Origin of the sequence: Stenotrophomonas sp. Sm6012, from assembly GCF_030985895.1 — a bacterium.
Lineage (GTDB): Bacteria > Pseudomonadota > Gammaproteobacteria > Xanthomonadales > Xanthomonadaceae > Stenotrophomonas > Stenotrophomonas forensis.
On record NZ_JAPTFX010000128.1, the window covers coordinates 1 to 14,486 of the forward strand.

Below are 14,486 nucleotides of genomic sequence, written 5' to 3' on the forward strand. Positions count from 1 at the left end.
GCGCAAAGCAGTCGAGCAAGCTCGACTCTACAGGAGAGATTCTCCCCTCCCCGACGGTGATCAGATCACCGTCAGGTTGGCATACGCCATCACCAGCCACTTGCTGCCGGCGTCGGCGAATTCGACCTGCACGCGGGCGTGCGCGCCGCTGCCTTCGTAGTCGGTCACCATGCCTTCGCCGAACTTGGGATGGGTGACCAGCGCGCCGAGCTTGAGCGGCGGTGCCTCGATCGAGGCATGGCCCATCACCCGGCTGCTGCCAAGCGAGGCCGGCCGCGAGACCTGCACCTTCGGGCGGACTTCGTGCAGCAGCTCGCGCGGGATCTCGCGCAGGAAGCGCGACGGCAGGCTGTAGTTGTCCTGGCCGTGGATGCGGCGCGATTCGGCGTAGCTCAGCACCAGTTTCTGGCGCGCGCGGGTGATGCCCACGTAGGCCAGGCGGCGCTCTTCTTCCAGCCGCCCGCTTTCCTCCAGCGAACGTGCACTGGGGAACAGGCCTTCTTCAAGGCCCGCCAGGAACACCAGCGGGAATTCCAGGCCCTTGGCCGAGTGCAGGGTCATCAGCTGCACGCCGTCCTCGCCCGCCTGCGCCTGGCCCTCACCAGCCTCCAGTGCCGCATAGGCCAGGAACGCGACCAGCTCGTCCATGTCCTCGCCCACTTCCTCGATGTCGTCGGCGCGGCGCACGAAGCGCGAAGCCACCGAGACCAGTTCGTCGAGGTTGTCGGTGCGCGATTCCGAATCCAGCGCGTTGCGGCTTTCCTTGCTCCAGTGCTCGCGCAGCTGCGAGCGGGCCAGCACGTGGTCCACGCGCTCGGCCAGGGTCATGTGCAGGGTCTGCGCCTGCAGCTCGTTGACCAGCACCAGGAAGCCGGCCAGCGCATTGCGCGCACGTGCGGCCAGCGCGCTGCCCTGGGTGACCAGCATGGTCGCTTCCCACAGCGAGATGCCCTGCGCGCGCGCCTCGCGGCGCACTTCGTCCAGCGTGCGGTCGCCGATGCCACGGGTGGGCGTGTTGACCGCGCGCTCGAACGCCGCGTCATCGTTGCGGTTGGACAGCAGGCGCAGGTAGGCCAGCGCGTCCTTGATTTCGGCACGCTCGAAGAAGCGCATGCCACCGTACACGCGGTACGGTACCTGCTCGCTCAGCAGCGCTTCTTCCAGCGCGCGCGACTGCGCGTTGCTGCGGTAGAGCACGGCCACTTCGGTATAGCTGCCACCGTCGCGCACCCACTGGCGGGCACGCTCGACGATGTAGCGCGCCTCGTCCATCTCGTTGTACGCGGCATACAGGTCGATCGGCTCACCGTCACCGCTGTCGGTCCACAGCTGCTTGCCGATGCGGTCGGGGTTGTGCGCGATCACCGCGTTGGCGGCGCCGAGGATGTTGGCGGTGGAGCGGTAGTTCTGTTCCAGGCGGATGGTCTGCGCGCCCGGGAAGTCACGCAGGAAGCCCTGCACGTTCTCCACCTTGGCACCGCGCCAGCCATAGATGGCCTGGTCATCGTCGCCAACCACGAACACATGGCCGGAATCACCGGCCAGCACGCGCACGAAGGCGTACTGGATGGCGTTGGTGTCCTGGAATTCGTCCACCAGGATCTCGCGGAAGCGGGCACGGTAATGCGACAGCAACGCCGGGTTGTCGCGCAGCAGCTCATGCGCGCGCAGCAGCAGCTCGGCGAAGTCAACCAGGCCGGCGCGGTCGCAGCGCGCCTGGTACTCGATGTAGGCCTGGCGCATGGTTTCCAGCCACGCGTCGTTCGGTTCGGGCTGGATGTGCTGCGGGCGGCGGCCTTCGTCCTTCTGCGCGTTGATCCACCACGCGATCTGCTTGGCCGGATACTTGCCGTCGTCCAGTTCCAGCGCCTGCACCACGCGCTTGACCAGCCGCAGCTGGTCGTCCGAATCCATCACCTGGAAGCCTTCGGGCAGCCTGGCGTCCTGCCAGTGCAGGCGCAGCAGGCGGTTGGCCAGGCCGTGGAAGGTGCCGATCCACATGCCGCGGCTGCCGTTGGGCAGCTGCGCGTCGATGCGGTGGCGCATTTCGCCGGCCGCCTTGTTGGTGAAGGTCACCGCGAAAATGCCGTGGGTCGGCACGCCATCGACTTCATGCAGCCAGGCGATGCGGTGGGTGAGTACGCGGGTCTTGCCGGAACCGGCACCGGCCAGCACCAGGTGGTGGCCGGGGGGAGCGGAGACGGCTTCGCGCTGGGCCGGGTTCAGGCCATCAAGCAGGTGGGAGACATCCATGCCCCCATTTTACGGCATCGCCGTCGCGGCTCCTGAGACCACCTGGGTTGCCAGTGCGTGCGCCTGCTGACGCAGTTCAGGCACGGCCAGGCTTTCCCACAGGCTCCCGATGCGCAGGCTGCCGAGCACGCCCAATCGTGCCTGCGGCTGGCCACCGGCGGCACACAGGCGATCCCCCGGCACCGTGCTGTCCAGGCCCAGGCCATGCGGCCCAGGCCGGGCCAGCCCATCGGCCTGCAGCTGCTGCAGCAAGGGATTGCGCAGCGCGCTGGCACGGGTTTCCACGCCAGTGGCGTTGATCACCCCGCCGATCGTCCACTGCTGTTCATTGCCCGAGGCATCGCGGCCGGACAGCTGCACCGCGTCTCCTTCGCGCCACACCCGTTGCAGGCGGCTGCGGTGAATGCGCAGCTGCCCGCTGTCCTGCAGCGCCTGCAACTGCGCATCCACCTCTTCGGCGATGCGGTGGCGATGCACGTCCCAATAGCGCACCACATGGCGCAGGAAGCGGCGCTGGTCGGCCTCATCGAGGCTGCACCACAGTGCCTGCCCGTGCGGGCGGATGCGGTCCATCACGCCCTGCCAGGGCATGCCTTCAGCGTGTGCCTGGCGCGCGAAGCCGCGCAATGCGCGCAGGCGCTGGCGCAGGTTCATCGGCAGCAGCGTGGCCGGGTCGAAGCTGGGCAGGCCACCGTGGGCATGCGGCAACGGCAGCAGGCCATGGCGCGAGATCACATGCAGCGGTCCGCTGTGGCCGGCGGCAACCAGTGCCAGCACGGTGTCGGCCATGCTCAGGCCGGAACCGACAATGGCCACCGCCTGCTCACCGGCCAGAGTGCGTACGCCGTCGTAGTCCCAGGCCTCGATCACGTCATCGGCAGGCAGCGCGTCGGCGCCGGCCACCGGCAGCGGGCGCATGCTGTTGCCGGTGGCCAGCACCGTCTGTGCAGCGTGCAGCGTCTGGCCGTCGCCCAGCTGCAGCCGGTAGCCGTGGTCATCCGGCTGCAGGCCCAGTACCGGCTGCGCGATCACCTGCAGCTGCGCAGGGCTGGCCGCAGCGACGTCCTGCAGGCGCTGCTGCAGGTAGGCCGCGAAGTAGTGGCGGCACACGTAGCGCTCGCCCAGCACCTCGCGCGCCTCGCCCGGGTAGGCGTTGGCGGCCATCAGGTAGTCGAGGAAATCGCCGGGTTGATCGGCAAACGCACTCATCTTCGCCGCCGGCACGTTCAGCAGATGCTCCGGCCACGGCGTGGCATAGGCGATGCCCTGTGCCAGCTTCGAGGCCGGCTCGAAGATGGCCAGCGCCAGCGGCGCACGGGCCTGGCGCAATACCTGGATCGCCACCAGCACCCCGGCCGCACCACCACCGATGATCGCCAGGTCCAGTTCGCCATTACGCGGTGAATCAGTCATGGGCCGATTGTAGGCCATCGGCGATGACAGGCCGGCGTGCCGAAGCGGGCGGTTACTGCGGCCTCACATCAACGCATCGGCCAGGCGTGCGATGCCTTCGCGGCTGCGCCGCCACGTCGGGCGGCTGCGCCACTGCTGCAGGTCCAGCTGCCGCGACTCCCGCAGGTAGCCGTCCTCGATCGCGCACAGCTGCTGGACCAGCGCGCGGTCGTAGCAGATCAGGCCGATTTCGGCATTCAGCGCGAACGAGCGGATATCCATGTTGATCGAGCCAAGCACGGCGATGTCCTCGTCCACGCTCATGTGCTTGGCGTGCAGGAACTGCGGTTCGTACAGGGCGATGCGCACGCCACAGCGCAGCAGCTCGTCGTAGTACGCCTCCTGCGCCCACGATGTCAGCCGCTGGTTGTTGCTGGCCGACAGGATCAGCTGCACGTCCACGCCGGACAACGCGGCGATGCGCAGCGCGCTCAGCGTGGCTTCGTCAGGCACGAAATACGGGGTGACCATCACCAGCCGGCGCCGCGCCAGGTGGATCAGCGCCGCCACCGCATCGCGTGCGTTGCTGTACGGGTAGGCCGGGCCGCTGGGCAGCAGCTGGGTGGCGATGTCATCGCTGCACTCGGGCACATCGGCGATCACGTCCAGGCGCTGGCCGGTTTCCATGTACCAGTCGCTGGCGAACACCGCCTCCAGATGCGCCACCGCCGGGCCACGCACGCGCGCCACCAGCTCGCGGTTCGGGTGGCCGGGCACGAACCCGGGGCCGGCCAGGTTCTGCGAACCGACGTAGGCCACCTCGTTGTCGATCACCGCGATCTTGCGGTGGTTGCGCAGGTCCATGCGCCCGCTGCGGCGCCAGCGCAGGCCACCGGGCAGCATCGCGCGCACTTCGATGTCGCGCGCTTCCAGGCGCTTGCGGTAGGCGCGCAGGCCGCGCTTGGCGCCCACCGCATCGAGTAGCACGCGGCACTGCACGCCGCGCGCGGCCGCACGCTGCAGCGCCTCGACCACCGCCTCGCCCACCGCGTCGTCGAACATCAGGTAGTACAGCAGGTGTACGCGGTCTTCGGCCTGGTCGATGTCGGCGATCAGCGTGTGCAGCGATTCGTCGTAGTCGGTCAGCAGATCGACCGCGTTGCCGTGCACCGGCATGAAATCGCCCTGGCGCTGCACCAGCGGCACGATCTCGGCGCAGGCGGTGTCCGGTTGCGGGGTCCAGCGCAGGCGATGCTGCAGCGCCTGTTCCTCGCGGATGACCTGCGAGGCCTCGGCCTGGCGGCGGATGCGCTCGCGCGACAGCCACGGGTGGCCGAACAGCAGGTACAGCGGCAGGCCCAGCAGCGGCACGAAGCCGACCAGCAGCAGCCAGCTGCGCGCCGCCCCCGGCGTGGTGCGGGTGGGGATCCAGCACAGCGCGACCAGCCGGATCAGCCAGTCGATCAGCAGCAGGTACGAACCCAGCAACCACTCGAACAGCATCGCGTCGCCCGTCGGGAGGTGATGGGCCATTCTGCCCAGCGGGGTGTGTAGAGTCGAGCTTGCTCGACTGCTTTGAACCAGCGTGTCGACCCAGGTCGACACCTACCGGGTGTGGGGACAGCGTGCCGGCCAACGGTCGGAAGCCACCGCATCAGTATCGGAGCGGTCGGCAGCCACCAGGAAATGCCGGGCATGAAAAAACCCGCCACAAGGGCGGGTTTCTTCGCGGGGACCAGCAATCCGTGCGGATTACTTGATCTTGCCTTCCTTGTACGGGACGTGCTTGCGCACGACCGGATCGTACTTGGAGAATTCCATCTTCCCCGGGGTGTTCTTCTTGTTCTTGTCAGTCGTGTAGAAGTGACCGGTACCGGCGGTCGAAATCATACGGACCTTATCGCGCTTGCCTGCCATGATCGTCTACTCCTCAGACCTTTTCGCCGCGCGCACGCAGCTCAGCCAGAACGGAATCAATGCCGTTCTTGTCGATGGTGCGCAGTGCATGCGCGGAAACACGAAGCTTCACCCAGCGGTTCTCGCTGGCAACCCAGAAGCGGCGCTCGTGCAGGTTGGGCAGGAAACGACGACGGGTCTTGTTGTTGGCGTGCGAGACGTTGTTACCGGTCTGCACTCGCTTGCCGGAAACCTGGCATACGCGGGACATGGCGCACCTCGATAGTAAGTTGTGTCAGCCCGTAGCCCGGGAGACGGCGGCCTCGGTGGTTGCCCACCACACGTCAAGAGAATCAAAGGGTTACGCTGGCGTTGGGCGGCCGGGGACGTGCTCCCCGGGGCGCCGCCCGGTAGAAAACCGGACACAGCGAGCCGCGCATTATGCACGGGTTCAATCACTTGCGCAAGTTACCCACAGGCTGTGGCTGAACGCGCCCGGCGGCGGGCCTCAACGCAGGTGCGGAATCACCTGCGCCAGCAGATGGGCATCCTTCAACGCACCGTGCAGGCCTCGGTTGCCCGGAATGCGCAGGCGCTGCAGTACATCGTCCAGCTTGTTGCCCTGGCCGGGCCAGCGCCCGCGCGCCAGCTTCAGGCTGCAGGTAATCCGGCAATGCTGGGCCAGCGTGCCGGGAATGCCGGACAGGCGCAGCTCGTTGTCGAGGAAGCCCACATCGAAGGTGGCGTTGTGCGCGACCATCTCGCTGCCGCGCAGGAACGCCAGCAGTTCGGCGGCCTTGCTGGAGAACAGCGGCTTGCCCACCAGCATCGCATCGCTGATGCCATGCACGCGCTGTGCGCCCCAGTCGACCTTGCGCTGCGGCTGCAGGTAGGTGTGGAACTGGCGCCCGGTGAGCTGGCCATCGATCAGTTCGACGGCACCGATCTCGATCACCCGGTGCCCCAAGCGGTGCGAGATGCCGGTGGTTTCGGTATCCAGTGCGACGATGCGGCTCATCAGGGTGTGCGTTCTCCAGTACGTGCAGCCCGATTTTCGCACGCGACCGATGCACTCACCCCAGCACCTCCACCACCCAATCAATGAACACCCGCAGCCGCTGGCTCATGTGCCGGTTCGGCGGGAACATCACATGCATCGGCATCGATGGCAGCTGCCATTCCTGCAACACCGGCAACAGCTCGCCACGCGCCACGTGCGGCTCGGCCATGTAGCTGGGCAGCACCACCACGCCCATACCCGCCAACGCAGCCGCCAGATAGGCGTTACCGTCGTCGAAGCCGACCGTGTAGCGGCCCTGCACCTCGATGCGTTCATCGCCACGTTGAGCGTTGAACACCCTGGCCCGGCCACTGCGCGGGCTGAGGAAGCCGACCATGTGGTGACCGGGCCCTTCCAGCGCGCGCGGGTCGGCCGGCAGGCCGAAGCGCTGCAAGTAGCCCGGGCTGGCGTGGAAGCCGATCGGCAGCGCGCCGAGCGGTCGCGCCACCAGCGCCGGGTCGGCCGGCGTGCCGCCACGGATCACGCAGTCGACGTTGTCGGCGATGACATCGACTTCGCGATCACTGACGCCGATATCCAGCTGGATCTCCGGGTAGCGCGCCTGGAAATCCGGCAGCGCCGGCACCAGCCGCAGCCGCGCGTAGGGCCCGGGCACGTCCACCCGCAGGCGCCCACGCGGCTGGGTGGCCGCATCACCCAGCCCACCCTCCACCTCTTCCAGCTCGGCCAGCAGGCGGGCGATGCGCGGGTAGTAGGCCGCGCCGTCGGCGGTGACACTGACTCGCCGCGTGGTGCGGTTGAGCAGGCGCAGCCGCAGGTGCGCCTCCAGCTGCTGTACCAGCTGGGTGACCGTGGTGCGACTGACCTGCAGGGTGTGAGCGGCGCGGGTAAAGCTGCCGGTCTCCACCACCCGGGCAAATGCCCGCATCGCCTCGAAGCGGTCCATGGCAGGTCGTTATTGTTTGGAATTGGCAATCAATCTAGGCCGATCATCGCGGTTTATCCAGACAGCGCCGGCGGGGAGGATGGCGTTCTCTCCCACGGGATCTTCCCCATGTCACAGCGTGATGTCGTTTTCCCCGCCGGGCGCCAGGCCCTGTACGAGCGCAACCGCTACTCGCCGGCAATCCGATCCGATGGCTTCCTGTTCGTCTCTGGCCAGGTCGGCAGCCGCGAGGACGGCTCGCCCGAGCCGGACTTCGAAGCGCAGGTGCGCCGCGCCTTCGACAATCTCAATGCAGTGTTGGCTGGCGCAGGCTGCACGTTCGATGACGTGATCGACGTGACCGTGTTCCTGGTCGATCCGGAAACCAACTTCGAGAAGGCGTGGGCGATCGTGCCCGAGTACTGGGGCGAAGCGCCGCATCCGACCCTGACCGGCATCGGCGTGACCTGGCTGTATGGCTTCCAGTTCGAGATCAAGGTGATCGCGAAGCTGCCTGCAGACCGGCGGTAGTGCCGGCCGCTGGCCGGCAGCAGTGTGTCGGGGGTCGAAGAGCGTGTCGACCAAGGTCGACACCTACCAGGGCAGTCGGCGTGACCTGGCTGTACGGGTTCCAGTTCGAGATCAAGGTGATCGCGAAGCTGCCTGCAGACCGGTAGTGCCGGCCGCTGGCCGGCAGCATCGAAAGGCGTGTCGACCAAGGTCGACACCCACCGGGGCAGGAGGTCGGCACCTACCAGGGCAGGAGGTCGGTACCCACCAGGGCAGAAGGCCCCCATGCCGCCCACCTGAACGGGAGATTCCGACGAATTCCCGAAGCGGCCATTGATATTGTATCCGGCGAAAACCGCTTGCTAGCCTCCCCTTCATGCGCCGGATCTCCCGCCACCTCCGCTCGTACCTGCTGATGCTGCTGATGGCGGCGTTCGTGGTCGTGCCGGTGGCCGACGCGCTGGCGTGCACGGTGGAACCGCACGCCAGCACGGTGCACGTGGAGTCCGCGCCGGATGCCGATGGCGATACCGATGGCAAGCATGTCGGTGCCTGTGGCCACAACCACTGCCACCACTCCAACCTGAGCCTGCCGGCCAGCACCCTCGCTGCCTTCGGTGCGCCACTGCCGGCGCGCTGGATGAATGCAGGCGATGCGGCGACCTATGCGGTCGCCCAGGATGAATTGACGCGTCCTCCCCGGGCGTGAGTTGAGCGCGTCCCGCGATTGCGGGCTCCCGTTTCACTCACAACCGGAATCCCCCTATGTCGATCCTGACACCTCGGTCGCCGCGCGCGGCCGGGCTGGTCGTCGCTGTGCTGCTGGGCCTGGCCCCGGCGGCATCGGTGATGGCGCAAGCCGCCCCCTCCTACGACACCCTGCTTGAACGTCTGGACCAGCTGCCCGGCACCCGTGTGGGCGCGGCATTGGCCGAGGCCGCCGATGCGCGCGCCGACCAGGCCCGTGCGTTGCCCAACCCTTCCCTCTCCTACTCGGCCGAAAATGCCTGGGGCACCGGCTCCTATGGCGGCATGGGCAAGGCCGACACCGTGCTCACCCTGTCCCAGCCGCTGGAGGTCTGGGGCCAGCGTGGCGCGCGCGTCCGTGCCGCCCGGGCCGAGGCACAAGCCGCTGCCCTGCGTGGTTCGCAGAGCCGCAGTGATGTCGCCAGTCAACTGGCGATGGTCTACGCACAGGCGGAAAGTGCATTGCGTCGTTACACCCTCGCCAGCGAAGCGCTCGCGCTGACCCGCGATGATGCGGCCGCCGTCAACGCGATGGTCAAGCAGGGCCGCGAACCGCAGCTGCGCGCGGTGCAGGCGCAGAGCGAAGTGGCCAATGCCACCGCGTCGCTGGATGAAGCACAGGCGTTCCGCGATGCCGCGCTGGCGCGGCTGGCCGGTGCGGCGTTGCTGGATGCGCCGGTGCAGTCGATCGACAACAGCCTGCTCGACCGCGCCCCGCCGCTGCCGCGTGGCGCCACCGACGCCGCACTGGCGGTGCGTATCGCCGAAGCGGAAGCCGATGCGGCCGGCAAGCTGGTGGAGGTGGAGCGCAAGCGCGCCCTGCCCGACCTCAGCGTCACTGCCGCGCAGACCCGCTTCCGCGAAGGCGGCGAGCGTGCCTACAACCTCGGGGTCAGCCTCAGCATCCCGCTGTTCGACCGCAACCGCGGTGGCATCCGCGCCGCCAATGCCGACCAGCGCGCGGCCGAGGCCCGCCTGGACCAGCAGCGCCGCGACAGCGAGGCCGAACGCCTGTCCGCCGTGGCCGGGCTCAAGGCCGCCGGCAGCCGTACCCGCGCCGCCGATGAAAGCGTGGTCGCCGCCGAAGAGGCATATCGCCTCGCACGCGTCGGCTTCGACGCCGGTCGCATCTCGCAGCTGGAACTGCGCAGCACGCGCAGCGCCCTCATCGCCGCCCGTGGCACCGCCGTGGATGCGCGCCTGTCGCGCGTCGGCGCCGAAATCGATCTCGCCCGCCTTGAAGGGCGCGCACCCTTTGTGGAGGCCCCATGACTCTCTCCCGTTCCTTCCCGCTGATCGGCGGCCTCCTGCTGACCGTGTTGCTGGCCGGCTGCGCCGGCAATGCGCAGACACCTGCCAATGAAGACCCCACAACGGCCAAGGCCGGCACCGACGATGGCCACGGCCACGCTGCCGACAGCAAGGAAGCCAAGGCAGAAGCGGCGAAGGCGCCTGCGGACGCAGATGAAGGCGTAGTGCAGCTGACCCCGGAACAGATCAAGGCGTCCGGTATCGAGGTGGTCGCCGTCGGCCGCGGCGGGGGCGGTTCGACCCGCCTGTCCGGCCGGGTCGAACCGTCGGTAGGCGCACGTGCCTCAGTCGCCTCCACGGTAACCGGCCGCGTTGAACGCGTGCTGGTTGCGCCCGGCACGGCGGTGAAGCAGGACCAGGCGCTGGCCATCGTGGTGAGTGGCGAGGCCGCGGTGTTCCGCGCCAATGCGCTGGCGGCGTCGGCCGAAGCCGAAGCCGCGCGCCTGGCCTATGGCCGCGACAAGGCGCTGGTCGAGCAGGGCGTGGTCGCCCGCCAGGAGCTGGAAGCCTCGCGCGCCCGCTCGCTGGCGGCACAGGCCCAGGCCGCCGCCGCGCAGGCGCAGGCCGCTGCCAACGGTGCGCCCGATGCCAGTGGCCGCGTGCGCATCACCAGCCCGGTGGCCGGCATCGTCGGCAACGTGCAGGTCACTCCCGGTGGCGTGGTTGCCGCCGGCAGCGCGGTGGCCGATGTCGCCGATCCGGCGATGAACGAACTGGTGTTCACCGCGCCGCCCGCGCTGGCCGCACAGGTCACGCCCGGCATGACGCTGGAAGTGAGCGTGCCGGGTGGCAGCTTCACCGCCACCGTTACCGGTTCGGCCGCCGATGTGCGCCAGCAGGGTGGTGTGGCGGTGATCCGTGCCACGCCGGTGAATGCCGCGCTGCCGCCGGCCGGTTCGCCGGTCTCGGCGGTGGTGGTCACCGAGGGCCAGGACGGTTCGCTCAGCGTGCCCGCCGATGCGGTGCAGAACGTTGATGGCAGCAGCGCGGTGTTCGTTGCCGTCGACGGCGGCTTCAAGGCACAGCCGGTACTGGCCGGGCGTCGGGCCGGCGACCGCATCGAGATCCTCGGTGGCCTGACTGGCAGCGAGCGCATCGTCGGTGCCAATGCCTTCCTGCTCAAGGCCGAACTGGCCAAGGGCGAAGCCGAGCACGGCCACTGAGGAGGCGACCATGTTCAAGCTGATCATTGAAACAGCGGTGCGCCACCGCTGGCTGGTGGTGTTCCTGGCGGCGTTGATCGCTGCGGTGGGCCTGTTCCAGCTGGGCAAGCTGCCGATCGACGCGGTGCCGGACATCACCAACCGCCAGGTGCAGATCAACACGGTGGCACCGGCGCTGACCCCGGAACAGATCGAACGGCAGGTGACCTACCCGCTGGAAACCGCGCTGGCCGGCATTCCCGGCCTGACCACCACGCGCTCGCTGTCGCGCAATGGCTTCTCGCAGGTCACCGCGATCTTCACCGATGCCACCGACATCTACTTCGCCCGCCAGCAGGTGGCCGAGCGCATGCGCGAAGCATCCGAAGACCTGCCCGATGGCGCGTCGCCGATGCTGTCGCCGGTCACCACCGGCCTCGGCGAAGTGCTGATGTGGACGGTGGACTTCACCACGTTCGATCCGGCCAGGCTGGCCAAGCCCGGTGAAGCCGGCTGGCAGGCCGGTGAGGTCTACCGCACGCCGGAAGGCAACCTGTTGCGCACGCCGGAAGAACGCGCCACCTACCTGCGCACCGTGCAGGACTGGATCATCGCGCCGCAGATGCGTTCCAGCCCGGGGCTGGCCGGCGTCGATACGGTCGGCGGCTACGTCAAGGAGTACGGCGTGCATCCGGACAGCGCGCGGCTGGCCGCGCACAGCCTCGGCCTGGCCGACCTGGTCACCGCGCTGCAGCGCTCCAACGTGCAGGCCGGTGCCGGTTTCGTGCAGCGTGCCGGCGAAGGCCTGGTGGTGCGTGCCGATGGCCTGGCGCTGACCACCGAGGATCTGGCGCAGGCCCCGGTGGCCACCCGCAACGGCGTGGTGGTGCGCGTGGCCGATGTGGCCGAGGTCGAGCTGAGCCGCGCGCCGCGCTTGGGTGCCGCCAGCCGCAATGGCCATGAAGCCGTGCTGGGTACCGCGCTGATGATTGCGGGTGGCAACAGCCGCACCGTGGCCCAGGCCGCCGCCGCCCGCCTGGAACAGGTGAACACATCGCTGCCGGCCGACATCGTGGCAGCGCCGGTACTGGACCGCAGCGTACTGGTCAATTCCACCATCAAGACCGTGGCCAAGAACCTCACCGAGGGTGCGCTGCTGGTGGTGGTGGTGCTGTTCCTGCTGCTGGGCAACCTGCGTGCGGCGACGATCACCGCGCTGGTGATTCCGCTGTCGTTCCTGTTCGCAGTGATCGGCATGAACCGCTTCGGCATCAGCGGCAACCTGATGAGCCTGGGTGCACTGGACTTCGGCATCCTGGTGGACGGTGCGGTGATCGTGGTCGAATCGACGCTGCTGATGCTGGGCCAGCGCCGCGCCGAGCTGGGTCGTGCGCTGACCGCGATGGAACGCCTGCGCGTGGCCGCCGATTCGGCCATGAAAATGGCCCGGCCGGCAGCGTTCGGACAGCTGATCATCCTGCTGGTGTTCGCGCCGATCCTCACCCTGGAAGGCGTGGAAGGCAAGACCTTCCACCCGATGGCGGCCACCTTCATGCTGGCCCTGGTCGGTGCCTTCATCTTCTCCTTCACCTTCGTGCCGGCGATGGCCGCGCTGCTGGTGCGCGAGCCGAAGGTGAAGGATGGCGATGCGCATGCCGATGATGGCGAGCACGAGACCAAGCTGATCCGCGTGCTGCGTGCGCGCATCGAACCGGTGGTGCGCAAGGCCGTGGCGCATCCGCGCACGGTGCTGGCCGGTGCGGTGATGATGGTGGTGGTGGGCATCGGTTCGTTCTCGCTGCTGGGACGCGAGTTCATGCCGACGCTGGACGAAGGCAACGTGGCGATGCAGGCCCTGCGCGTGCCGTCGACTTCGCTGGAGCAGTCGCTGGCGATGCAGCTGGCACTGGAAAAGGCGATTGCCAAGCAGCCGGAAGTAGAAACCGTGTTCTCGCGTACCGGTACCGCCGAGGCCGCCATCGACCCGATGCCGACCAACATCTCCGACAGCGTGATCGTGCTGAAGCCACGCAAGGACTGGCCGGATCCGACGCTGGGCAAGGACGCGCTGGTGGCACGCTTCGAAACGCTGGCCGGGCAGCAGCTGGGCAACAGCTTCGAGTTCAGCCAGCCGATCGAGCTGCGCTTCAACGAGCTGATTTCCGGCGTGCGTACCGACCTGGCGGTGATGATCTTCGGCGATGACTTCAGCCAGCTGCAGAAGGTGGCCGACCAGGTGGCGTTGAAGCTGCGTGCAGTGGAGGGCGCGGCTGACGTGCGGGTGGAGCAGATCTCCGGCCTGCCCACGCTGAACGTGGCCATCGACCACGTGGCGGCGGCGCAGTACGGGTTGACCGCGGCGGATGTGAGTGATGCGCTGTCCACCGGCATTGGTGGTACGGCAGCCGGCAAGATCTTCGAAGGTGATCGCCGCTTCAACGTGGTGGTGCGCCTGGACGATGCCTCGCGCAACGATCCGGACCAGCTGGCGTCATTGCCGATCGCTACGCCGTCGGGACTGGTGATTCCGCTGTCGTCGGTCGCGCGCATCACGGTCAGCGAAGGGCCGAACCAGATCAGCCGCAACAACGGCAGCCGCCGCGTGGTGGTGCAGGCCAACGTGCGCGGTCGTGACCTGGGTGGCTTCGTGGGTGAAGCACAGGCCGCGGTGGCTGACGTGGCACTGCCGCCGGGTGCCTACCTGACCTGGGGCGGCCAGTTCGAGAATCTGCAGCGCGCGGAAAAGCGGTTGGCCACCGTGGTGCCGGTGGTGTTCCTGCTGATCGGCAGCCTGCTGTTCATGGCACTGCGCAGCGGCAAGGAAGCCCTTCTGGTGTTCAGCTGCGTGCCGTTGGCACTGGTCGGTGGCATTCTCGCGCTGCTGCTGCGTGGCATGCCGTTCTCGGTGTCGGCGGCGGTCGGCTTCATCGCCGTCTCCGGCGTGGCCACCTTGAATGGGCTGGTGCTGATGCAGGCGATCCGCGAGCGCCTGGATGCCGGCGACCTGCCGCTGCAGGCGGCGATCAACGGCGCGGCGAGCCGCATCCGCGCGGTGCTGACCACGGCGCTGGTGGCGATCGTCGGTTTCATTCCGATGGCGATCGCCAGCGGTTCCGGTGCCGAGGTGCAGAAGCCGCTGGCGACGGTGGTGATCGGTGGCCTGATCACCGCCACCGTGCTGACCCTGCTGGTGCTGCCGACGTTTGCCGCGCGCGTGGCCAAGCCGCGGGCGGGCGGGTGAAGGTCGACGGGGTCGGATCGTATGATCCGGCCCCGGTTCCCGGTCCCC

At 68.3% G+C, this 14,486-nt stretch carries 12 protein-coding genes; 5 read left to right on the forward strand and 7 right to left on the reverse strand.

Annotated elements, in window-relative coordinates; translation table 11 throughout:
* Nucleotides 1-60: 60 nt before the first annotated feature.
* The 7 genes from uvrD to O0J73_RS17795 form a co-directional block, all read right to left on the reverse strand.
* Nucleotides 61-2,253, reverse strand: a complete 2,193-nt coding sequence (gene uvrD, locus O0J73_RS17765; RefSeq protein WP_006476819.1) for a DNA helicase II — start codon at nt 2,251-2,253, stop codon at nt 61-63.
* A 9-nt stretch (nt 2,254-2,262) separates the two neighbouring features.
* A complete protein-coding gene (locus tag O0J73_RS17770; protein ID WP_308309270.1) occupies nt 2,263-3,684 on the reverse strand; it encodes an FAD/NAD(P)-binding protein in 1,422 nt (473 codons plus the stop codon).
* Between the two features lie 45 nt (nt 3,685-3,729).
* Nucleotides 3,730-5,148: a cardiolipin synthase gene (gene cls / locus O0J73_RS17775; RefSeq protein WP_197613498.1), complete on the reverse strand. Its 1,419-nt coding sequence runs from the start codon at nt 5,146-5,148 to the stop codon at nt 3,730-3,732.
* A 249-nt stretch (nt 5,149-5,397) separates the two neighbouring features.
* Complete coding sequence (rpmG, locus tag O0J73_RS17780; RefSeq protein ID WP_170272460.1) at nt 5,398-5,565, reverse strand: 50S ribosomal protein L33; 168 nt, start codon at nt 5,563-5,565, stop codon at nt 5,398-5,400.
* Nucleotides 5,566-5,575: 10 nt separating this feature from the next.
* On the reverse strand, nt 5,576-5,812 hold the full coding sequence (gene rpmB, locus O0J73_RS17785; RefSeq protein WP_005411638.1) for a 50S ribosomal protein L28: 237 nt from the start codon (nt 5,810-5,812) through the stop codon (nt 5,576-5,578).
* Nucleotides 5,813-6,049: 237 nt separating this feature from the next.
* Nucleotides 6,050-6,559, reverse strand: coding sequence for a DNA polymerase III subunit epsilon (gene dnaQ / locus O0J73_RS17790; protein ID WP_049456343.1), 510 nt, complete (start codon nt 6,557-6,559; stop codon nt 6,050-6,052).
* A 55-nt stretch (nt 6,560-6,614) separates the two neighbouring features.
* Nucleotides 6,615-7,508 (reverse strand): LysR family transcriptional regulator, encoded by an 894-nt coding sequence (locus O0J73_RS17795; RefSeq protein ID WP_308309271.1) that lies wholly within the window; start codon nt 7,506-7,508, stop codon nt 6,615-6,617.
* Between the two features lie 108 nt (nt 7,509-7,616).
* Here O0J73_RS17795 and O0J73_RS17800 point away from each other — a divergent pair, with 108 nt between their 5' ends.
* The 5 genes from O0J73_RS17800 (at nt 7,617) to O0J73_RS17820 (ending at nt 14,438) form a co-directional block, all read left to right on the forward strand.
* Nucleotides 7,617-8,018: a RidA family protein gene (locus tag O0J73_RS17800; RefSeq protein WP_308309272.1), complete on the forward strand. Its 402-nt coding sequence runs from the start codon at nt 7,617-7,619 to the stop codon at nt 8,016-8,018.
* 355 nt (nt 8,019-8,373) lie between these two features.
* Nucleotides 8,374-8,706 carry a hypothetical protein gene (locus O0J73_RS17805; protein ID WP_024957796.1) on the forward strand — a complete coding sequence of 111 codons (333 nt, stop codon included), beginning with the start codon at nt 8,374-8,376 and terminating at the stop codon, nt 8,704-8,706.
* Nucleotides 8,707-8,762: 56 nt separating this feature from the next.
* The gene (locus O0J73_RS17810) at nt 8,763-10,016 is read left to right on the forward strand and encodes a TolC family protein (RefSeq protein WP_308309273.1); all 1,254 of its coding nucleotides are present in this window, start codon (nt 8,763-8,765) and stop codon (nt 10,014-10,016) included.
* Entirely contained in the window at nt 10,013-11,218 is a 1,206-nt protein-coding gene (locus tag O0J73_RS17815) for an efflux RND transporter periplasmic adaptor subunit (protein ID WP_197563337.1), read from the forward strand. Before O0J73_RS17810 ends, O0J73_RS17815 begins: the two co-directional genes overlap by 4 nt.
* Before the next feature lie 10 nt (nt 11,219-11,228).
* Nucleotides 11,229-14,438 (forward strand): CusA/CzcA family heavy metal efflux RND transporter, encoded by a 3,210-nt coding sequence (locus tag O0J73_RS17820; protein WP_197563335.1) that lies wholly within the window; start codon nt 11,229-11,231, stop codon nt 14,436-14,438.
* The last annotated feature ends 48 nt before the right edge of the window (nt 14,439-14,486 follow it).

Bases quoted from the DNA above. Each gene is read 5' to 3' on its own strand.
- O0J73_RS17820 (WP_197563335.1), top strand. From the start codon at position 11,229: ATGTTCAAGCTGATCATTGAAACAGCGGTGCGCCACCGCTGGCTGGTG.
- uvrD (WP_006476819.1), bottom strand. From the start codon at position 2,253: ATGGATGTCTCCCACCTGCTTGATGGCCTGAACCCGGCCCAGCGCGAA.
- O0J73_RS17810 (WP_308309273.1), top strand. From the start codon at position 8,763: ATGTCGATCCTGACACCTCGGTCGCCGCGCGCGGCCGGGCTGGTCGTC.
- O0J73_RS17795 (WP_308309271.1), bottom strand. From the start codon at position 7,508: ATGGACCGCTTCGAGGCGATGCGGGCATTTGCCCGGGTGGTGGAGACC.
- O0J73_RS17770 (WP_308309270.1), bottom strand. From the start codon at position 3,684: ATGGCCTACAATCGGCCCATGACTGATTCACCGCGTAATGGCGAACTG.
- O0J73_RS17815 (WP_197563337.1), top strand. From the start codon at position 10,013: ATGACTCTCTCCCGTTCCTTCCCGCTGATCGGCGGCCTCCTGCTGACC.
- O0J73_RS17805 (WP_024957796.1), top strand. From the start codon at position 8,374: ATGCGCCGGATCTCCCGCCACCTCCGCTCGTACCTGCTGATGCTGCTG.
- dnaQ (WP_049456343.1), bottom strand. From the start codon at position 6,559: ATGAGCCGCATCGTCGCACTGGATACCGAAACCACCGGCATCTCGCAC.
- cls (WP_197613498.1), bottom strand. From the start codon at position 5,148: ATGCTGTTCGAGTGGTTGCTGGGTTCGTACCTGCTGCTGATCGACTGG.
- O0J73_RS17800 (WP_308309272.1), top strand. From the start codon at position 7,617: ATGTCACAGCGTGATGTCGTTTTCCCCGCCGGGCGCCAGGCCCTGTAC.
- rpmB (WP_005411638.1), bottom strand. From the start codon at position 5,812: ATGTCCCGCGTATGCCAGGTTTCCGGCAAGCGAGTGCAGACCGGTAAC.